General features: G+C 53.8%; 19 protein-coding genes. 1 reads left to right on the top strand and 18 read right to left on the bottom strand.

All coding sequences use genetic code 11. From position 1 onward, the window contains the following. Positions 1 to 91: 91 nt before the first annotated feature. From E6C60_RS07160 to gpr, 15 genes are all read right to left on the bottom strand, one after another. Positions 92 to 775: a site-2 protease family protein gene (locus tag E6C60_RS07160; RefSeq protein WP_138225227.1), complete on the bottom strand. Its 684-nt coding sequence runs from the start codon at positions 773 to 775 to the stop codon at positions 92 to 94. A 2-nt stretch (positions 776 to 777) separates the two neighbouring features. Then, positions 778 to 1,752, bottom strand: a complete 975-nt coding sequence (prmA, locus tag E6C60_RS07155) for a 50S ribosomal protein L11 methyltransferase (RefSeq protein WP_138225226.1) — start codon at positions 1,750 to 1,752, stop codon at positions 778 to 780. A gap of 158 nt (positions 1,753 to 1,910) precedes the next feature. Continuing rightward, positions 1,911 to 2,111, bottom strand: coding sequence for a YfhD family protein (locus E6C60_RS07150; RefSeq protein WP_138225225.1), 201 nt, complete (start codon positions 2,109 to 2,111; stop codon positions 1,911 to 1,913). A 63-nt stretch (positions 2,112 to 2,174) separates the two neighbouring features. After that, positions 2,175 to 2,546, bottom strand: a complete 372-nt coding sequence (locus E6C60_RS07145; protein ID WP_138225224.1) for a hypothetical protein — start codon at positions 2,544 to 2,546, stop codon at positions 2,175 to 2,177. A 198-nt stretch (positions 2,547 to 2,744) separates the two neighbouring features. Then, entirely contained in the window at positions 2,745 to 3,863 is a 1,119-nt protein-coding gene (dnaJ, locus tag E6C60_RS07140) for a molecular chaperone DnaJ (protein ID WP_138225223.1), read from the bottom strand. A gap of 98 nt (positions 3,864 to 3,961) precedes the next feature. Then, on the bottom strand, positions 3,962 to 5,806 hold the full coding sequence (gene dnaK / locus E6C60_RS07135) for a molecular chaperone DnaK (protein ID WP_138225222.1): 1,845 nt from the start codon (positions 5,804 to 5,806) through the stop codon (positions 3,962 to 3,964). Positions 5,807 to 5,899: 93 nt separating this feature from the next. Next, positions 5,900 to 6,496 (bottom strand): nucleotide exchange factor GrpE, encoded by a 597-nt coding sequence (gene grpE, locus E6C60_RS07130; protein WP_233281173.1) that lies wholly within the window; start codon positions 6,494 to 6,496, stop codon positions 5,900 to 5,902. 33 nt (positions 6,497 to 6,529) lie between these two features. Continuing rightward, complete coding sequence (locus E6C60_RS07125; RefSeq protein WP_138227678.1) at positions 6,530 to 8,038, bottom strand: TCP-1/cpn60 chaperonin family protein; 1,509 nt, start codon at positions 8,036 to 8,038, stop codon at positions 6,530 to 6,532. A 69-nt stretch (positions 8,039 to 8,107) separates the two neighbouring features. Next, positions 8,108 to 9,142 (bottom strand): heat-inducible transcriptional repressor HrcA, encoded by a 1,035-nt coding sequence (gene hrcA, locus E6C60_RS07120; RefSeq protein WP_138227677.1) that lies wholly within the window; start codon positions 9,140 to 9,142, stop codon positions 8,108 to 8,110. Between the two features lie 246 nt (positions 9,143 to 9,388). After that, complete coding sequence (locus E6C60_RS07115) at positions 9,389 to 9,850, bottom strand: N-acetyltransferase (RefSeq protein ID WP_138225221.1); 462 nt, start codon at positions 9,848 to 9,850, stop codon at positions 9,389 to 9,391. A gap of 77 nt (positions 9,851 to 9,927) precedes the next feature. Further along, positions 9,928 to 11,106, bottom strand: a complete 1,179-nt coding sequence (gene hemW / locus E6C60_RS07110; RefSeq protein ID WP_138225220.1) for a radical SAM family heme chaperone HemW — start codon at positions 11,104 to 11,106, stop codon at positions 9,928 to 9,930. Positions 11,107 to 11,245: 139 nt separating this feature from the next. Continuing rightward, on the bottom strand, positions 11,246 to 13,063 hold the full coding sequence (gene lepA / locus E6C60_RS07105) for a translation elongation factor 4 (RefSeq protein WP_138225219.1): 1,818 nt from the start codon (positions 13,061 to 13,063) through the stop codon (positions 11,246 to 11,248). 86 nt (positions 13,064 to 13,149) lie between these two features. Then, positions 13,150 to 13,536: a hypothetical protein gene (locus tag E6C60_RS07100; protein WP_138225218.1), complete on the bottom strand. Its 387-nt coding sequence runs from the start codon at positions 13,534 to 13,536 to the stop codon at positions 13,150 to 13,152. 51 nt (positions 13,537 to 13,587) lie between these two features. Continuing rightward, positions 13,588 to 14,901: a stage II sporulation protein P gene (locus E6C60_RS07095; RefSeq protein WP_138225217.1), complete on the bottom strand. Its 1,314-nt coding sequence runs from the start codon at positions 14,899 to 14,901 to the stop codon at positions 13,588 to 13,590. A gap of 206 nt (positions 14,902 to 15,107) precedes the next feature. Next, positions 15,108 to 16,109, bottom strand: coding sequence for a GPR endopeptidase (gene gpr / locus E6C60_RS07090; RefSeq protein ID WP_138225216.1), 1,002 nt, complete (start codon positions 16,107 to 16,109; stop codon positions 15,108 to 15,110). Positions 16,110 to 16,301: 192 nt separating this feature from the next. On the opposite strand from gpr, the gene rpsT reads away from it, so the two are divergent. Next, positions 16,302 to 16,574, top strand: a complete 273-nt coding sequence (gene rpsT / locus E6C60_RS07085) for a 30S ribosomal protein S20 (protein WP_138225215.1) — start codon at positions 16,302 to 16,304, stop codon at positions 16,572 to 16,574. A 111-nt stretch (positions 16,575 to 16,685) separates the two neighbouring features. Here the strand turns inward: rpsT and holA are convergent, their stop codons facing one another. The 3 genes from holA to E6C60_RS07070 all read right to left on the bottom strand — a co-directional run bounded on the left by holA (position 16,686) and on the right by E6C60_RS07070 (position 19,826). Next, positions 16,686 to 17,705, bottom strand: coding sequence for a DNA polymerase III subunit delta (gene holA / locus E6C60_RS07080; RefSeq protein WP_138227676.1), 1,020 nt, complete (start codon positions 17,703 to 17,705; stop codon positions 16,686 to 16,688). Positions 17,706 to 17,973: 268 nt separating this feature from the next. Beyond that, positions 17,974 to 19,281, bottom strand: coding sequence for a zf-HC2 domain-containing protein (locus E6C60_RS07075; RefSeq protein WP_138225214.1), 1,308 nt, complete (start codon positions 19,279 to 19,281; stop codon positions 17,974 to 17,976). Further along, the gene (locus tag E6C60_RS07070; protein ID WP_138225213.1) at positions 19,278 to 19,826 is read right to left on the bottom strand and encodes an RNA polymerase sigma factor; all 549 of its coding nucleotides are present in this window, start codon (positions 19,824 to 19,826) and stop codon (positions 19,278 to 19,280) included. The genes E6C60_RS07075 and E6C60_RS07070 overlap by 4 nt, the downstream gene beginning before the upstream one ends. Positions 19,827 to 19,922: the final 96 nt, after the last annotated feature.

Here is a 19,922-nt window from a genome sequence, read left to right as displayed (position 1 = left end):
GATTCATATTCAGGTCCATTGCTTCAGGCCAAAACGCCAAACTTCATCATACCTCTTTTGCCCCGTCATGACCAGTGAAATCTATGAGATTTTAGCCGCCGAACAACGCTGTAAACAGATTCAGGAAGAACACAGACAAGCTGTACGCTGTCTCATACATCGGGCGGATCGTGTAGTTTTGAAACCCGGGAATCAGAATAATTAATAAAAAGACCAGAATCGACCATTGCTCCACGCTTTGCAGCTTTGCCCCCACCCGCCGCGGAACAAGCTCTACCAGGATCCGGTATCCATCCAGCGGAGGAAGCGGAATCAGGTTAAACAGAAACAGAAAGAAATTCAGCACAATAAAGGTGTCAAAAAAGATATGCACCGCATCCACTGCCCGTTCATTGCTCATTGCATCAATGGCACCAAGCTGATACAGTGCTCCGTAGATCAAGCAGCCGGCGATGGCGAGCAGCAGATTACTGAGCGGCCCTGCCGCCGATACGATGACGCTATCCCGGCGCGGGTTCGAGAAGTTCGCCCGGTTTACCGGAACCGGTCTGGCCCAGCCGAAGCCGGCAATCAGCAGCAGGAAGATGCCAAGAAAGTCGAAATGCACCGCCGGGTTCAGTGTCACCCTCCCCAACAGCTTGGCGGTAGGGTCACCCAGTTTATTAGCGAAGTAAGCGTGAGAAAATTCATGCACCGTAAATGCAATGATCAGGGCAATCAGGAAAAAGGGCAGCCTTTCCAGCGGATAAAACAGCAGTTGATCGAGAAATTCCATCGCTACCTCTTCCTCGCTACGAACGCAACCCAGTCATCCTCGCGGTTCATATCCGCAATGTCAAACCCGGCCTGAATCAGCGCTTTCTCTACAATTTCAACCTTGTTCTTGTAAATTCCGGAGGCGATGTAGATCCCGCCCGGCTTCAGTGCTGCGTAGACATCGTCCACGAATAACAGAATCACCTCTGCCAAAATGTTCGCAACCACAACCTCCACCGGAGGCTTTACCGCAAAGCCCTCTGCCATTTCGCTGCGCTGAAGTACAGAGAGCAGATCGCTTTCCACGACCGTAATCTGGTCGTGCATTTTGTTCAGCTGCGAATTCTCCTTCGCGCTGGATACCGCAACAGGATCCAGATCCAGGGCCAGGACGTTCCTGGCGCCCAAATGCACAGCACCGATTGCCAGAATTCCGGAGCCAGTGCCCACGTCGATGACGGATTCTCCGCCTTGAATGACCTGCTCCAGTGTACGCAGGCACAGTGCGGTGGTCGGATGCGCTCCCGTTCCAAAGGCCATGCCGGGATCCAGCTCAATAATGCGCTCCTGCAGGGCTGGCGTATACTCTTCCCAAGTGGGCTTGATCACCAGGCGCTCTGACACAGCGATGGGCTTGAAATACTGCTTCCAGGCTGTAGCCCATTCATCCTCATGGACGCTCCGGTGTTCAAAGGCCGCCGGCCCGGCATCAATACCGAACTGCGCCAGCTCATGGATCCGCGGCTCCAGCTCCTGCTGAACCGTTTCCAGACTGACGTCCTGTGAGAAATACCCTTTAATCACAGCTTGTCCTTCCGGGATATTATTAAACGGAATGACCTCATCATACCATTGCCCAAAGGTGGTATCCCGCTTGCGTTTGGTAACGGCAGACTCTTCAATCGAGACCCCTCCCGCTCCCGCTTCATGCATAAAATTCGAAATCATCTCCACGGCCTGCTCCGTGGTATGTATAGTCAATTCGTGCCACAGCATATTTAACAGAGTCCTCCTCATATTTACATAAATTATATTGTACTATATGAAGGACCCTGTGCACAAAGGCAGCTTTACCCGCATGAATCCATAAGCAGCAACAGCAAAAGGCTGCTCCGCCAGGAACAGCCTCTTGCTGTCGAAGACAATGTGTTGCTTTACTTCAAGCCGTGCTCGTGATGATCAAACATTTCTTTAACCTGGCGTTTGTCTGCTGCCTCACTTCGACGAATCGCTTCCACATCATCCCGGTCCGCTTCCAGCGCCGAAAACTCTACATCCTCATATTTTGCCGATTGCAATGCAATTCTCTTCTGTGTCTGGTCTGCGATTCTTCCCAGCTTGACCCTTCTCATCATGCCATGCCTCCTGTGCCTGGAATATAAGTGTGATTCTTGGTGATCCACAGCAGCTTTCCGCAGCTATACGTAGCCGCCGGCATCCTCAACGATTTTGAGTGCCTGATGATGGACGCCCTCATCGACCACAACTGTAAGTAAAATATCCCGGCCGCGAAGCCCATCCTGCTCGCCGGCGCTCATGCCGCTCTCGGAAGGTCCTGCTGCACCCAGGATGCCGGCAGACAAATTGCTCAGTGCCGCATCCGGGGTATACGCGTTCAGGCCGGACAGCCCGCCGCCGATCGCATTCGTCATGCCGCCCATCTCTTCACCGGGCTCTGTGCTGAACCGGTCGATTGACAGATCAGCGACACGCAGAGCGTGCAGCTTCGCCGCGGCTCCTTGGGCCTGTTCCGGGGTATTAAAGTACGCCAGAATGTTTTTTTCAGCCATGAGTATTCACCTGCTTGTTCTATGATTGTTCCTTTCTAGATTGTGTAAACGGGTCTTCAATTATTCGATGAGGAAGAGCATTTCTCTCCCTTGTTCAGCACCAAAAGAGCCGTTCCCTGCAGCCAGGCTGCCTTGGAAACGGCTCTTCTCAAGAATCAATGATAGGACTTTGACTTCCATCCCGGCCACTAAATGGCCTTAGTCCCCTCTAAACGCTCTCTTCACACGGTCAAAAAAAGACTGCTCATGCTCATGGGTCTGCTCCCCGTCAAGCGAAGCAAATTGACGCAGCAGCTCCTTCTGGTCGTCACTGAGCTTGCTTGGCGTTACGACCACGACCTTGACATGCTGATCGCCCTGGCCCATGCCGCGCAAACGCGGAACTCCCTTGCCCTTCAGGCGGAAATACGTGCCGGTCTGGGTTCCGGCTGGAATTTTCAGCTTGACCTTTTCCGTTAAGGTAGGAATTTCCATCTCGTCTCCCAGTGCCGCCTGCGCAAAGGTGAGCGGAATCTCGCAGTAGATGTCGTCGCCCTCACGCTCGAAGAAATCATGCGGCTTGACGCGGATTACGATGTACAGGTCTCCGGCAGGTCCGCCGCGCAAACCGCCCTCCCCTTCACCGCTCATCCGCAGCTGAGCGCCATCATCTACACCGGCCGGAATACGCACGTGAATCTTGCGCTGCTTCTTCAGCTTGCCGCTGCCGCTGCAGGTGCTGCATTTTTCCTTGATGATCTGGCCGCTGCCGCTACAGTTCGAGCAGGCACGGCGGTTCACCATCCGCCCGAACGGCGTATTCTGAACCACCTCCTGCTGACCCGAGCCATGACACACGCCGCAGGTCTGCGGCTTCGTACCCGGCTTCGCGCCGGAGCCATGACAGGTATCACAGGACTCGGTACGCGGAATGGTAATGTCGCTTTCTTTACCAAACACCGCTTCCTTGAATTCAACCGTCATCGTATATTGAAGATCATTCCCCCGCTGCGGAGCATTGGGATCACGACGGCCGTTACCGCCGAAGAACATATCGAATATATCTCCGAAGCCGCCAAAGTCGCCGGAGAAGCCGCCCCCGCCCATTCCCTGGTTCGGATCGATATGGCCGTATTGGTCATAGCGTGCGCGATGCTGATCATTGCTCAGCACGTCATACGCTTCTTTAACTTCCTTGAATTTGGTCTCGGCGTCATCTGCCTTGTTCACGTCCGGATGGTACTGGCGCGCCAGCTTCCGGTACGCTTTCTTGATTTCATCCTCCGAGGCATCCTTCCCAACGCCAAGCACCTCGTAATAATCTCGCTTTTCAGCCACGGTTCCACCCCCACTCACGGTTTGTACTGCTGGACATAAGGAAAGTCAAAGTGCGGGACTCGCGCTTTGACTTTCCCAATAGACTCAATTGATCCAGCTTACCCTTTGTTCTTGTCTTCGTCAACAACCTCGTAGTCGGCATCAACAACATGATCCTTCTTCGCAGATCCGGCTCCTTCTTCACCTGGTGCCGCATTGCCCTGCTCCTGAGCTGCCTGCTCATACAGCTTCACGGACAGCTGCTGTACAATTTGAGTCAACTCCTCGGAAGCAGCATTAATTTCTTCCAGATTGTCGGATTCCAGTGCCTTCTTCACTTTCTCCTTCGCCTCATTGGCTTTGTCAATCTCGGAAGCATCGACCTTGTCTCCAAGATCCTTCAGTGTCTTCTCGGTAGTATATACGAGCTGATCCGCACTATTGCGGGCTTCAACAAGCTCTTTACGCTTCTTGTCTTCCTCCGCATGGAGCTCAGCGTCCTTCATCATTTTCTCCACTTCCTCATCGCTCAGGCCACTGGAGGAAGTAATCGTGATCTTCTGGCTCTTGCCGGTGCCTTTGTCAGTGGCAGACACGTTTACAATCCCGTTGGCATCAATATCGAAGCTAACCTCGATTTGCGGTACGCCGCGCGGAGCCGGAGGAATGTCACCCAGCATGAAGCGTCCCAGCGTCTTGTTGCCCGCTGCCATTTCCCGCTCACCCTGCAGGACGTGAATCTCAACGCTAGGCTGATTGTCAGCATAGGTGGAGAACACTTGGGATTTGCTTGTTGGGATGGTCGTGTTGCGCTCGATCATTTTGGTAAATACGCCGCCGGCTGTTTCGATGCCAAGGGACAATGGCGTTACGTCGAGCAGAACCACGTCTTTCACGTCGCCAGTCAGTACGCCAGCCTGTACGGCAGCACCCAGGGCTACAACCTCGTCCGGATTCACGCCTTTGTGAGGCTCTTGACCCGTCAGCTTCTTGATCGCTTCCTGCACAGCCGGGATCCGTGTAGATCCGCCGACAAGCACGACCTTATTGATGTCACTTGCGCTCAATCCGGCATCGCTCAGCGCCTGGCGTGTAGGTCCCAGGGTACGCTCTACGAGAGAAGCGGACAGCTCTTCAAATTTGGCACGAGTCAGGTTGATCTCCAAGTGCTGCGGTACCCCGTCAGCTACTGTAATGAACGGAAGGGAGATTGTCGTAGTCAGGACACCGGACAGCTCTTTCTTCGCCTTCTCGGCCGCATCCTTAAGACGCTGCACAGCCGCTTTGTCCTTGCTCAGATCAATGCCTTGCTCTTTCTTGAATTCAGCTACGAGGTAGTCAATGATCACCTGGTCGAAATCGTCACCGCCGAGCTGGTTGTCCCCGCTGGTCGCTTTAACTTCGAAGAAGCCGTCGCCAAGCTCCAGGATCGAGACGTCAAAAGTACCGCCGCCCAGGTCATAGACGAGAATCGTCTGGTCTTCTGATTTCTCCATACCGTAAGCCAAAGCTGCTGCTGTCGGCTCGTTGACAATACGCAGCACTTCCAGGCCTGCGATCTTGCCGGCATCCTTCGTAGCCTGACGCTGGCTGTCATTAAAGTATGCAGGAACTGTAATAACGGCTTGAGTCACCGTTTGACCCAGGTAGGCTTCTGCATCGGACTTCAGCTTCTGCAGGATAATTGCAGAGATCTCCTGAGGCGTAAATTCCTTGCCGTCAATGCTTTCCTTGTGGTTTGTACCCATATGGCGCTTGATCGAAATGATCGTGCGATCCGGATTCGTGATTGCCTGGCGCTTCGCAGTGTCTCCGACGATGCGCTCTCCGTCTTTTTTGAAGCCTACAACGGAAGGTGTTGTACGCGCACCCTCAGGGTTAGGAATAACAACGGCTTCGCCGCCCTCCATTACTGCTACGCAGGAGTTAGTGGTACCCAGGTCAATTCCGATAACTTTACTCATGTAAAAAATCCTCCTTATCATTTGGCGCACATTGGTGTGCGGATGTTCTATGTGTTTTGTATGGATACAACCGGCGGGTCTGGCAAGCCTGATCTAGCCGCTGACCTTAACCATCGCCGGGCGGAGCACCTTGTCTTTCAGCATGTAACCCTTTTGAATCTCTTCGACAACGACACCCTCTTCATGCTCCTCGCTCTCCACCTGCATAATCGCTTGATGGAATTCAGGATTAAATGGCTGTCCGACACTGTTCATCGGCTGCAGTCCTTCTGCATTCAGAATGCCCTCCAGCTGGCGGAAAATCATATTGACGCCCTTAACCAGAGAATCCGATTCCGGATCGACCGTGGAAGCCGCCATCGCCCGCTCGAAGTTGTCAATGACCGGCAGCAGCTCTGTAATCAGCTTGGAGGAAGCATATTTGGCCAGCTCCTCCTTCTCCTTCTGGGTTCTTCTGCGGAAGTTGTCAAAATCCGCTTGGGTACGAAGCACCCGCTGCTGCTGCTCTGACAGCTCGGCCTTCAGCTGCTCGATTTCCTGCTGCCGAGGGTCCTTCGCCTCTTCTGCCCCAGCCTGTTCTACCTGCGGCTCTGCGCCCTCTTGAGCTTCCGCATGTAATGTGTCTCCCTGCTGGGCAGGCTCTTCCTGCATGGTTTCTTCTTGAACGTTTATTTCCTGATCCTTATTCAAGATGAACTCCACCTCCTTATTATATTCACATTGCTAATATGGTTCGTTATCACTGCCTGCTGCATCCCGCATCTTAATCACATGGTGAATACGCAGCACGGCGGCCGCCACTTCTCCAGCAGCGCGCAGGCCATGGAGCTTTACCGGGGCAGGATCGAGAATACCGAGCTCTTCATAATGAATGACCGCTCCGGTATCACAATCCATTCCCATGGCATCACATCCGCTGTTGATCTGGGCGGCCCTTACCTCCTCCATCTTCTCCAGCGGATTATAACCTGCATTGAGGAGAATCTGGGACATCGGCTTTCGCAAAGCCGCAGAGACCGCCTCAATGCCGAATGCCTCCATCCCCTTCTGAGTTTCGCGGCAGCGCTCCAGCTCATAAGAGACCGCGAGCTCGCTTGTCCCTCCGCCCGGCAGAACACCGCCGCGCACAGCAGCCTGCAGTGCGGAAGCCGCATCACCGGCGATGCGCGCAGCTTCGCCGACGACCTCGGAGGTGCTGGCACCGACAATCACTGTCACCGCCTTGCTTCCGTTCTGCCCGGCATTGGCATGAATGCGGACACGCGCCAGAGATTCGTCATAAGAGACGAGAGGCGTGCTGCCCAGCACCGGCATCAGCATCTGCGCTTCCTTGTGCAGTGCAGCCCTGCGGATCGGAACTGCACCGGTCATGCTGCATACCTGCTTCAGGTCAGCGCGGGATACTCTCGGCACGACCATGATTCCATAGTCCAGGCAGAACTGCTCTGCGTCGGGATGAATGCCCTTCTCCAGCACAATCAGCTTGACAGACATATCACGTAAACGCTCCAGATCGGAGGCAAATACCTGTTTCAGATCCATGTACCGGGCAAAGCCGGCTTCGGTCGTCATCACCTCTTCATCCAGCTGGTCCGGCTCCAGTGCATCCATCAGCACCAGCACCTTCGCATCCTTATAGGAGAGGTGATCCCTTGTCATCAGGGGCTTCTGCCGGAGCAGCATCCCTTCAAACACCTCATGCTCGGCATTCTCGAGCGCTGTGATGTCGTCTGCAAGATGATAGGAAGGATCGCGGAGACGCTCCATTCCAGATTTACGGGCAGCTTCCATAATGAGCCGAACAATATCTTGCCGCTCTCGGCCAGCTACATAGACGGTCCGGGCAAGCAGCGGATCTTCCAGGCCTTCAATGCTGCGGATCCGTTCAGACAGCAGCTTCAGCGCCATCTCAATGCCCTGCCGGATGCCTTCTACCACTTTGGAGGCAGGAACGCCCTTTATAATTCGGGCGACCCCCTCCTGCACCAGCGCGCCGGCCAGGACGGTAGCCGTTGTGGTTCCGTCGCCAATCTTCTCCTGCTGGGCTCTTGCAACCTGGATCAGCAGCCGGGCTGCCGGATGGCTCACATCCATCTTATCCAGTATAGTCACGCCATCGTTCGTTATAACGACTTCGCCGCGCGGCCCGACCAGCATCACATCAAGCCCCTTGGGGCCCAGGGTCCCCTCCACCGCGGAGGTGACAGCCCTGATTGCATTACTGTTGTTCATCAGCGTCGAATGCCGGTCATCACCGTCTCCGGGAGACTGATTAGCTTGGCTCACAGCGTTACACTCCCCTTACTTGTACCAATGGGTTAACAGCCGGGTCATATCCCCGGACAACACATTCAAGATGCCCATCACGCGGGCGTATTCCATTCGGGTCGGACCCAAAATCCCGATCGTGCCAATGGCCTTGCCGTCAGCGGAATAGGTTGCTGTAATCAGGCTGCAGCTTTCGAACGCTGCATGATTGTTCTCTGTGCCAATCCGAACCTGGAGGCCCGTCTCGCCGGAGGCCGGCGCCATCATCTTCATGAGCGTCGGTGTCTGCTCCAGCAGCTCAAAAATGGTTCTCACCTTGTCTACATCCCGGAATTCCGGCTGGCTCAGCATGTTCGTCGTTCCGCTGAGATATACCTTGTGCTCCTGCTCTCCGTTGCTCAGCGCAATGTCCAGCATCTTCATGAGCTCTTCGTAATGATCGATATGCCGCTGCATCTCCTGACCAATTTCTGTATACAGCCGGGACTTGAGCTTGTAGAGCGGAACGTGAGACAGCTTGCTGTTCAAGAGATTCACCACCTGCTCCATATCCGAGAGGGACACGCCAGGCGGAATACTAACCGTCTTGTTCTCCACATGGCCCGTGCTGGTCACAATAATCGCGACAGCGGTATCCTCATTCAGCGGCAGCAGCTGGAAATGGCGCAGAGACGTATGAAAAACTTCCGGTCCCAGCAGGATGGAAGTGTAGTTCGTCATTTGGGACAAAATCCCCGCTGCATGCTGGATCATTTGCTCCATAGCATTCAGCTTCTCAGCGAAAAAGGCTTTCATTACCTTCAGCTCGGAAGGCTGGAGTGAAAACGACGATGTCAAATGATCCACATAATAGCGGTAGCCCTTATGCGAAGGAATGCGGCCTGCTGAGGTATGGGGCTGCTCCAGAAAGCCAAGCTCCTCCAGATCAGCCATTTCATTGCGGATGGTCGCCGGGCTGTAGCCCACGTCACCGCGCTTGGAAATGCTTCGGGAGCCAACCGGCTCGGCCGAGCGGATATAGTCATCGACGATCGCGCTTAATATCATTCGCTGCCGATCTGTTAACATCATGTTCCCTCCTTGCTGACTGAGACTTGATCTTGTCGTTAGCACTCATCAGCTTCGAGTGCTAACCGATATAACAAAAATACCAAACCAACCGGAGCATTGTCAAGTCAGATCCTCAATCCAAAATGCTTATTTTATCCCCCTGCCGGAGGCGTTCTGGAACGAGATAAGGGGCTGCCTGGAGACCTTGTCTCCAAACAGCCCCTCACCGCATTCTTGCTCTGAAGCCTTACATGACTTGCTGCATTAATTCAGTACTTTCAAGACTGCAATTTCGTCACAGGCATGCTGCTTGCTGCAATGGATGCAGTCCGTCCATACCTTTTCAGGAAAAATTTCTTTATCAACAATGGAAAATCCATTCTTCAGGAAAAAAGATACCTCATAGGTTAACGCCATCACCTTGGGAAGCTCGCGTTCCCGAGCCTCTTCAATCAGCCGGTCCACAAGCATGGATCCGATCCCCTGACCTTTGTGGCCCTCGGAAATGCCTAGCGAACGAATCTCGACCAGATCGCTGCCCAGCTGGCATAATGAACCGCAGCCGATCACATGGCCCTGTGACTCAGCGACTACAAATTCATGAATTTGTCGTTCCAGCACTTTTCTCGACCGGGGAAGCATGATGCCTCTCTCGGCGTAACCCTGAATCATCTGATACAGCGGCTCCACATCTTCTAATGTGGCTTTTCTGCATACGGCTGACATTCTACCGTCTCTCCTTTACGCGCTCCGTCATATATGTATGAATAAATATACAACAGGACGTATACAAGTTCAATAGATTAATTCCCGGTTATACTGCCGATAAATTCGCCAAAAACATCGTTTCCGAATAAAATCCCCTTGTGACTCAGCTTATAGCCTTCATGACTCTTATCCAGCAAGCCTGCATGAACCAGCTTGTTCAGCGGACGCGCAAACACCTCTTCAAGGGTCATACCGAACTGCTCCTGGAACCGGCTTGCAGAAATTCCATCCAGTACACGCAGGCCTACCATCAGAAAGTCCTCCATCGCCTCCTCCTGGGGAATATCCAGCGTGCTCAGATACGGCAGCCCTTGCTGCACCGCCTCAATATAAGGGTTTACCCCCTTTACATTAATGTGACGCCGGCGCCCGATGTAACCGTGGGCTCCAGCACCCAGGCCGTAGTAATCCTCATTTCGCCAATACGCCATATTATGCCGGCTTTCAAAGCCCGGTTTCGAAAAATTACTAATTTCGTATTGCTTGTATCCGGCTTCAGCCATCCGGTTCATGAGCAGCAGGTACATGTTCAGCTCATCCTCCTCGTCCGGAAGCGGCAGCTGATTTTTTTGGTACATGGTATGAAAGAGCGTATTCTCCTCCACCTTCAGACTGTAAATGGAGTAATGCGGCAGGCCTAGAGCAAGCGCCTTGCTCACGCTTTCCGAGAGCATCTCTACTGTTTGATTCGGCAGGCCGAACATCAGGTCAATGGACATATTGTGAAAGCCCGCTGCCCGTGCATTTTCGAGGCTTCGATAGACGTCGTCTGTATTATGGATCCGGCCGATGCCGCTCAGCAGCTCATTTTGAAACGCCTGCACTCCGAAGCTTACCCGGTTCACGCCGCCCTCCCGCATCACCGACAGCTTCTCAAGATCTGTTGTGCCGGGATTGGCTTCCATGGAAAATTCAATATGCTCGTCCCACTCCGGAAAATGCTTCTTCACCGATTTCAAAAAAAAGTCCATTTCATCCGGCTTCAGCACGGTCGGTGTGCCTCCCCCTACAAAAATACTTTTGATGACGCCGGGCGGATGAGCCTTCACCGTCATTTCCATTTCTCTGTCCAATGCCCGTAAATAATCCATCACCGGCTGGTCCTTTAGAACGTAAGAATTAAAGTCACAGTAAAAGCATTTATTCGTGCAAAACGGAATGTGAATATACACGACCTCAGTGAGAGGCCCCTGTTTCCGTTGAATGTTACTCATCGTAGTTATTACCTCCCTGGCGGCACGCAGTCCGCGGCTGTGCTTGCTTATCTCCAGCGTGAGTCACGCAGTTCTATTCATAGAACGAAAAAGAAAGCCGTATACTATCGGCTTTCCCTCTCGCTCTTGCATCATCGGTTTAGTTATCGTCAATCTTCAGCACCGCCATAAAGGCCTCCTGAGGCACCTCGACGCTGCCGACCTGCTTCATGCGCTTCTTGCCTTCCTTCTGCTTCTCCAGCAGCTTTCTCTTCCGGGAAATATCACCGCCATAGCACTTGGCAAGGACGTTCTTGCGCATCGCCTTTACGGTCTCCCGGGCTACAACCTTCGTCCCGACAGAAGCCTGAATCGGCACCTCGAACATCTGGCGCGGAATCAGCTCCCGCAGCTTCTCACAGATCAACCGGCCGCGGTGGTAGGCGCGGTCGCGGTGTACGATGAAGGACAACGCATCCACCTGCTCGCCATTCAGCAAAATATCCATTTTGACAAGGTTGGAGGTGCGGTAGCCTGACAATTCATAATCAAAGGACGCATAGCCCTTCGTGCTGGATTTCAGCTGGTCAAAGAAATCATACACAATTTCAGACAGCGGAATTTGGTACGTAATGGTTACCCGGGTCGTATCCAGATATTCCATGTTCACGAATTCACCGCGCTTGCCCTGACACAGCTCCATAATGGCGCCTACATAATCATTGGGCACAATAATCGCCGCTTTGACATAAGGCTCCTCTACAAAATCAATCTTGCCAATCTCCGGATAGTGAGACGGGTTATCAATCTGCATCTGCTCACCGTTAGTCAGTGTAATACGGTAAATTACGCTCGGTGCAGTGGTAATGAGCGGAATATTGAATTCCCGCTCGATCCGCTCCTGGATGATCTCCATATGGAGCAGACCCAGGAAGCCGCAGCGGAAGCCGAAGCCCAGTGCGCTCGACGTCTCCGGCTCAAAGCTCAGTGATGCATCATTCAGCTGCAGCTTCTCCAGCGCCTCACGCAGATCGTTATAATCGGAGGTCTCGATCGGATACAGTCCGCAGAATACCATCGGATTGATCTTCCGGTAGCCGGGAAGCGCCTGAACGGTCGGTCGTTTGGCGTCGGTGACCGTGTCGCCGACACGGGTGTCGCCCACAGACTTAATGCCCGCCACGATAAATCCAACGTCTCCGACATTCAGCTCGTCCACAATGGACATGCGGGGCTTGAACGCGCCTACCTCAATAACCTCAAATGTCTTCCCGGTCGCCATCATCTTGATCTTGGAGCCGGATTTAATGCTGCCGTCAATGACACGCACATACACAATGACCCCCTTGTAAGGATCATAGTGCGAGTCAAAGATTAACGCTTTCAAGGGCTCGCTGGCATCGCCCGACGGTGCCGGAACCTTCTGGACCACCTGCTCCAGAATTTCCTTGATGCCGATGCCTGCCTTCGCAGAAGCCAATACGGCGTCGCTGGCGTCGAGGCCGATGACGTCCTCCACTTCCTGCTTCACCCGCTCCGGGTCCGCGCTGGGCAGGTCGATCTTGTTGATCACCGGCAAAATTTCGAGATTGTTATCCAGCGCCAGGTATACGTTCGCCAGCGTCTGTGCCTCGATGCCTTGAGCCGCGTCCACCACCAGCAGTGCTCCCTCGCAAGCCGCGAGGCTTCGGGAGACTTCATAGGTGAAGTCGACGTGTCCCGGGGTGTCGATAAGATTCAAGATATATTCCTCACCGTCATCACCCCGGTAATTCAGGCGTACGGCCTGCAGCTTGATCGTAATGCCGCGCTCGCGCTCCAGATCCATCTGATCCAGAACCTGCTCCTGCATTTCCCGGGAGGAAAGTGCGCCGGTAAATTCCAAAATCCGGTCGGCCAGCGTTGATTTTCCATGGTCTATATGTGCAATGATACAAAAATTACGAATTTTTCGTTGTCTTGCTACTACGTCTGTCATGCCTTACCCCCAACAACCACAGATGTTTGAATCAACTTATTATAACAGTTGAAGGGGTGCTCAGCAATGCTGTGTCATCTTCATTTTCAATCCGTGATGGATCCGAACAAAGAGACGACCCACCGAATGCTCTGATTGGAGAGCCGCTGCAGAAGTCCTCCAGTTTTGTCGGCCAGCACATCTGCAGGCGGACTGGAAGCTTCCGGAAGCAGGATGTCCCGCGGCACCGGCTCAAATTTCGGCCTCGCCGGCTCGGGTGCTTTGCCGTAGCCGGCCTCTTGTTCCGGCCCAGCGATGTTTCCCTGCAGGCTTGGTGCCGGCTGCTCGACCGCCGGATATCCCTGCATCTGCGCCGGCAGACCCGCCGCCGTATCCTGCACGGCTCTGCCCTCACCTCCAAGCTGCAGTCCGATCAATATGCCGACTCCCGCCCAGAGCAGGAACGCAGCCAGCTTTTTTCCTGATTTCGACAATGCTGCTCAGCTCCTTCCTCATGGTATACATCTGCTTGGCCACGATCTTCCTTATGGCTGCTTGGCGCTGCCATCCTTTGAGGCGTTTACCTTCTCAGCCTGCTGCTCTTCCCAAATGACCTCGGCCAGCATATCAGCCAGCACCTCGGACGTGCGCTGCAGCTCTTCTTTCGTATTATCAATCCCGCCGATCTCTACCAGAATGCTGTTCGGTGAGAGAGACTGGTTGTACTCCCCGTTGCCCTGATCTGCGGATTTTCCCCAGATGCCTCGTGAAATTCCCGGATAGCTTTTCTCCAGCTTTTGATTGATCCGGTTCGCGAGCTCTTCATTTTTGCGCCAGTTTTGATTGCCATGACCGATGATAAAATAAACCTGTGCGTAGCTGACACCATTAATTTTTGTCGTCGTTTTGCCGTGACGCTGGGAGTCGCGGTGAATATCTATCAGATACGTAAGCTCCTCATTCTCCGCCATAGCTGTCTTGACCGTCTGCCTGGAGTATTTATAGGAATAATTCCAGTTATAATCCGGCACCGTGCTCTGATAATCGCTTTGATCGTGCACCGTCCCGATGCCTTTGGATTCCAGCCGCTTGGCTACCATACTGCCTACCAGCATGATGTTTTTGGACGGAGAGGTCGAGCCAGGATTGCTGCTCTGCTTGGATAATAGCGGGTTGAACGCCTCCTGGGGGTGGGAATGGTAGATCAGCACCGTTTTCTTCAGCTCCTGGGAAGGCGCTTTGGGATCCTGCGGTGATGGAGATGGCGAGGAGCCTCCGCTGTTTTGGCCTTCCCCTGCAGAGCCGCTGCCTTCGGCAGGCTTGTCCGGGGTTTCGTTGGCGTCAGGGTCGCCGGGATTCCCAGGGCTGCTGCCTGGGCTTTCTTCAGGAGGCTCCTCCGAATCCAGCACCTCGGGCCGGTAATCAGCCGGGGCCTCGCCCTGTTCATTGCCAGAGCCGCTTCGCAGCGGTACCGGCTGGTTGCTCTTCATCCCCGGAATCTCACTCGCGATCAGGCTCTTGGGATCCCGCGGATTCACATTCGTCAGAAATTCAAATACGAACGGCGCCACCTTCTCGCTGGAGAGCGCCGAAGCTTCCTGCTCCGGTGCAAGCTGCGGCATCTCCATCCCGATCATATCCATGAAGAAACGGCTGGAGAGGGAAGCGGCAAGTCCCTTCATCGTCGATACCGGTGAAGTATTCAGGCCCTTCTCAGCCATCCCTCCGAGACCTAGCAGCAGGAAAAATAGCAGCGAGCCCAGCATTAGCAGCGCCAGCGTCCGGCCCATGCTCAAGCCTTCCATCAATTTTCTCTTTAATCGGGCCATATTCCAGATTCGGAATTTACGGTTGTTCATCCTATTGCCTCCTCTGTCATCCGCGGAAGAGCCGGTCCCGCCAGCCTGTCCGCCCTTCTCTTATACTCCCAATCTATGAGAGCCGCGGATTCGATAGAACCGGAAGACAATCATATTCTTCTATGTTTTAATAGAACACCAAAAAACCGCCTTCACCCTGCCTGTTCGGCAGCATAAAGGCGGTCTCTATATAAATTAAGAACAGCTTAGTGGGTATACGCCCCGGCGTTGCCCGGATCTACCGCTTCATGCAGCGCCGCATTGAGACCCGTTGCTACAATATTGGCAATATCCTCAATGAATTCATCAATTTCCTTCGGCGTTACAATCAGATCATGACCCAGCGGCTCCAGCACCTCTTTCACGAGTGCCAGCCGCTCCTGCTCCGGAATGTCATGCAGCATTCCCATAATATGACCGCTTTGCTTCGTTTCCTGGGCAAAATGGGATTTCATCATCTCAATCGCATTATTAACGATGGTAGAGGCATAGCACACCGTTGGTACGCCGATCGCGATGCAGGGCACCCCCAGAATTTCCTTCGTGAGCCCGCGCCGCTTGTTACCGATGCCCGAGCCGGGATGAATGCCGATGTCCGCAATCTGTATCGTGGTGTTGACTCTCTCCAGCGAACGGGAGGCCAGCGCGTCTATGGCAACAATCGCATCTGGACGCGTCCGCTCCACGATGCCCTGAACAATTTCGCTGGATTCAATGCCAGTCAAGCCGAGCACGCCCGGTGCGACCGCACTGATCTGGCGGTAGCCCGGTGCGACCCGATCTGGCATCAGCTCGAAATAATGTCGCGTGACCATTACATTTTCCACAACGAGAGGACCTAGAGAGTCCGGGGTTACATTCCAGTTCCCCAAGCCCACAATGAGCACCGAGGATTTGGGGCCAAGGCCAATATGCTGCATAAACTGCTCAAACTCTCTGGCGAACACAGCCGCCACCTGCTCCTGCAGCCCGGTATCTCCCTTGCGGAGCTCCGGTACCTCCAGCGTAATATAATGTCCCTTCACACGTCCGATGCGCTCTGCTCCTGCTTCATTCTGGACATCCAGCCGGGTGATGCGAATGCCATCCTCCTGCTGGATATTCTCTACGACTCCCGGTATTTGCACAGGCTCCTGACCTGCTAGCATTTCCCTTGATTCTACGGCAAGATCGGTCCTGACTGAATACCGCTGCAGATCAAGCTCCATGTCTGAATCACTCTCCTCTTTTTATTGAGGCTAGTGTGCGGGAGTTCCGTCCAGATTATGCGTGACTCCCTGTTTTTGAAAGTCATAACTTCTGCTCGTACATCCTATTGCTTTTTGTCCCCCCCCGTGCTAAACTATTTTAAGTTGTGAACCATTTCGCGCTATTGAAATGCCTTACAGGAGGTGAATGTAATGCCAAACATTAAATCCGCGGTTAAACGCGTTAAGACAACTGAGAAACGCAACGCTCTCAACGTATCCCAGAAATCCGCTCTGCGCACAGCTGTTAAGAATGCTGACGTGGCGCTGGCCGGTACGGAGGTTGAAGCTGCGAAAGCTGCTTTCCAAGCCGCTTCCCAGAAGCTGGATAAAGCTGTTACTAAGGGTCTGATTCACAAAAATGCGGCGAACCGCAAAAAGTCCCGTCTGGCTAAAAGACTGAACGCACTTTCTTCCCAAGCGTAAGAATGCGATTCATTTATACGTAAATGAAAAACCCTGACAAGCCCTCGGCTGATCAGGGTTTTTAGTATGCTTGCATTCCGGCGTGACTCGCCTCTGGTGTCCACTGTGGACTCAGGCACCCAGCCGCAGCAGAAACAGCTCCAGCCCCAGCACCTTATCCATAGCCCCGGATTTCATCTTATAGTCCAGCTCTCCCAGCTCGTTTAGAATACTCTCCAGCCTGGCGGCCTGAAACTTGCGGGCCTGCTCACCGGCAATCTTGACGGCATAGGGATGCAGACCGAGCTGGGATGCGATTTGCTGCTGGGAATAGCTTTGCCTCGACAAGGTCTTGACCTGCAGAATAATCCGAAACTGTCTCGTAATGAGTGCCGCAATCTTGATGGGCTCCTCCCGCTGCTTCAACAGCTCGTAAAAGATCGAAAGCGCCTGATTCAGCCGCAGATTCGCAATATCCTCCACAAGAGCAAATACACTTTGCTCTGTGCTGCGGGCCACCAGCTGATGAACGACAGCGCCGGTGATAACACCTCCCCGGCCGGCAAACAGACACAGCTTGTCCACTTCACCAGCAAGTGTCTGAAGACCGGTGCCTGCATTTCGGACCAGCATCTCCGCAGCGCCGGACTCAAAGCGGCATTCCTCCTTGGCCGCCTGCTTCTCAATCCATTTCAGCAGATCCTCACCGCCAAGCGGCGTAAAGGCGAGCGCCGTGCCTGACTTTTTTACCGCCTTGACAATTTTCTTGCGTTCATCCAGCTTTTCCTGCGGCACCAGAAACACAATAACACTGTACTCCGCTGGAGCATCCAGATACGTCAGCAGCGTTTCCGGACGATGCTCGACCTTGGCGCTTTCTTTCCCCGCGGTAAACAGCGACGCATCCCTCACGATGATCAGCTTCCGCGGCACCATAAACGGCACCGTCTCCGCTTCCTCGACTACCGCCTGAATCGGGGATTCTCCCAGATCCATATGAATAAGCGCAAAATCCCGGTCCTCTTTACTCACCAGCTGCGCTTCCAGAAATGATAGAAACTCATTCATTTGATATTTCTCACTGCCATACAGCAGATAGACGGGAGAAACCTCCCCCTGCTTGACGGCTTTAGCCGCCGCTTTGGCATCCACCTTGCAATCCACCCCTTTTTGTTCTTTGTACACTATACCAGAAAAGACAGAGACCGCAAAGGAGCCCTGCGCCTTCATGGCACAGAGCTCCTTTGTCCCAGACACATCTATATAAACGAACAGCGAGGCGTGCTCTAGAAACCGCCCGCTGTCGGTCATACGACGAGGTGAGATTGTACATTTGCTTTAATATCATTCTATTCCGAGTCTCGTAAAATGTGCATACTTTTGAAAAAAAAGCTTCCGTGATACGGAGTAATACGGATTGTTACGGCGTTCCCTTCTGTCCCTCACGCTGAGAAGGCTTCTCTGCCGGCGCCTTGGTTTCCGGTGCCGTTTCGGATTCAGGCCTCGGCTCTTTAACAGCCGGGAGACTGTCGAGCGAGAACACTCGCTTCTTCTCGGTCCCCTCCGCCGTAATATAGTACACAAAGGATTTTCCGTCCTCAGACCATTGTCCGCTAATCCATTCCCCCGGCACAATCAGCTCCTGCACCTTGACCGGAGCCGACTCGGCACCCGCTGCCGGAACACTGTATATAACCAAACGGTCGCCTTCCAGCAGCACCCGGTACCTTCCATCTGGTGACAGCCATTGCACCGGCATCATACTAATGCCGTATTTGGGGTTCGCGGGCGGGACCATCTCCTCCGCGATCATATCCTCTTCTACCGGAGGCAGCGGCTCCTCATCCATGGTTCCCAGCATTTCGCGCTCCTGTGGCGGGGCCGTTTCGGATAAGGACTGATCTGAAAGTCCCTGCGATAAAGCGGGGTCCTCTGGCATGTCTTGCTCCTCTGGATTGCTAAGCGGACTGCTCTCTGCAGAGCCGGAGCTGCCGGTTCCCTCAGGGCTGGACGCTTGGGAGTCTGCTGCCGGCGGCTGGCTATTAGCCCCGGCTCCGTTGCCTGCGGAGCCCGTACGCTCTGCATCCATCGGCGGCTGGCTCTGCGGCGCACGCTGCGATTCACTCTGCTGCGGAAGCTCTTCCTGAGCAGGGCTCTCGTCAGGCTCCTCATCAGACTTCAGCTTCTGAGAGAACATCTCAGCTTCCATCGCAGAAGCCTCCGTCCCGCCCTCTTCGGGGCTGTTCTGATTCTCAGCCGGCATACTTCCGGAGCTCTCACTAACCGCCTCCGGCACGCTTGAAGCGTAAGGAATGTCTGCATCTGAAAGCTGCTTCGGCTCGTAGCTCAGCACCGACGCCGTAAGTACGAGCAGAGCTGCTGCCGCTCCGACAGCGGTACGGCCTGCCATGGAGCTCCACCAGGAGCTCCGAGCTGCACGGCGAGGCGGCTGAAGCACCTCTGCCGGCTTTCCGGCCGCTTCGGCGAGCGTGTGACCTCTTGCTTGATCTATTGCATCCAGCTGAGGCAGTATGGAATCCACCAGACTGAACGGAGGCGTGACCGCAGGCAAATCCTCAAGCTCGCGGGATAGCAGCTTCAGCATCTGAAACTCCTCCGCGCAGCCGGGACAGACCGCGATATGACGGTATAGTGCTGCCGTCTCCTCCGGTGTCAGATCCTGGTCGAGATGGCGCTGCATGTCTTCCCTCACCTGCTGGCAATTCATCCTGATACACCACCTTTCTGATGCTCCTGAAGCATGTTCTGCAGCTGCTGTCTCGCCCTGAACAGATACGATTTCACCGTGTTTAGCGGCAGATTCAGACAGTCTGCGATTTCACTATAAGATAAGTCCTGTAAATAACGAAGGACGATGACCGTTCGATGGTGATCGGGAAGCTGGTTGATGGCCTCCTGAATGTCCTGGGCCAAATATCCCGACATTACTTCCCGCTCCACATTGTGGCGGTCCTCGAACACCAGATCATGCTCATCCATCGACACCGTAGGCTTGGCGCGGCGGAACTTGTCAATACAAATATTCGTAACAATCCGCTGTACCCAGGTCTTGAACTGAGCCTTCTCTTCATAGGAATTGATCTTGGTGTATACCCGAATGAGCGCTTCCTGGGAAGCATCCAGTGCATCCTGCTCGTTCTTCAAAATATAGTAAGCTGTGCGGTACACATGTTGTTCTATTTCTCGCAATAGGGTGATTAGAGCGTCGCGATCGCCCGATTGAGCGGCTCTGATGAGTCCCTGCTCCACCACAGTGGATCCCCCTCTCCCTGCATAAATACAGACGTATCCTCTCTACAAATTGTTGCAGCATATTGTGCGTTTTTTTTGAGGAAACATCATCTAACT

The sequence above is a fragment of the Paenibacillus algicola genome, from assembly GCF_005577435.1.
GTDB lineage: Bacteria > Bacillota > Bacilli > Paenibacillales > Paenibacillaceae > Paenibacillus_AQ > Paenibacillus_AQ algicola.
This window is presented reverse-complemented; position numbering and strand designations above follow the sequence as displayed.

Excerpts from the sequence above, each read along its gene's own strand:
- hemW (WP_138225220.1), bottom strand. The coding sequence starts at position 11,106 with ATGAGTAACATTCAACGGAAACAGGGGCCTCTCACTGAGGTCGTGTAT.
- lepA (WP_138225219.1), bottom strand. The coding sequence starts at position 13,063 with ATGACAGACGTAGTAGCAAGACAACGAAAAATTCGTAATTTTTGTATC.
- gpr (WP_138225216.1), bottom strand. The coding sequence starts at position 16,109 with ATGGAGCTTGATCTGCAGCGGTATTCAGTCAGGACCGATCTTGCCGTA.
- dnaK (WP_138225222.1), bottom strand. The coding sequence starts at position 5,806 with ATGAGTAAAGTTATCGGAATTGACCTGGGTACCACTAACTCCTGCGTA.
- E6C60_RS07150 (WP_138225225.1), bottom strand. The coding sequence starts at position 2,111 with ATGATGAGAAGGGTCAAGCTGGGAAGAATCGCAGACCAGACACAGAAG.
- E6C60_RS07115 (WP_138225221.1), bottom strand. The coding sequence starts at position 9,850 with ATGTCAGCCGTATGCAGAAAAGCCACATTAGAAGATGTGGAGCCGCTG.
- E6C60_RS07125 (WP_138227678.1), bottom strand. The coding sequence starts at position 8,038 with ATGAACAACAGTAATGCAATCAGGGCTGTCACCTCCGCGGTGGAGGGG.
- hrcA (WP_138227677.1), bottom strand. The coding sequence starts at position 9,142 with ATGTTAACAGATCGGCAGCGAATGATATTAAGCGCGATCGTCGATGAC.
- E6C60_RS07095 (WP_138225217.1), bottom strand. The coding sequence starts at position 14,901 with ATGAACAACCGTAAATTCCGAATCTGGAATATGGCCCGATTAAAGAGA.
- E6C60_RS07075 (WP_138225214.1), bottom strand. The coding sequence starts at position 19,281 with ATGAATTGCCAGCAGGTGAGGGAAGACATGCAGCGCCATCTCGACCAG.
- prmA (WP_138225226.1), bottom strand. The coding sequence starts at position 1,752 with ATGCTGTGGCACGAATTGACTATACATACCACGGAGCAGGCCGTGGAG.
- E6C60_RS07145 (WP_138225224.1), bottom strand. The coding sequence starts at position 2,546 with ATGGCTGAAAAAAACATTCTGGCGTACTTTAATACCCCGGAACAGGCC.
- E6C60_RS07160 (WP_138225227.1), bottom strand. The coding sequence starts at position 775 with ATGGAATTTCTCGATCAACTGCTGTTTTATCCGCTGGAAAGGCTGCCC.
- rpsT (WP_138225215.1), top strand. The coding sequence starts at position 16,302 with ATGCCAAACATTAAATCCGCGGTTAAACGCGTTAAGACAACTGAGAAA.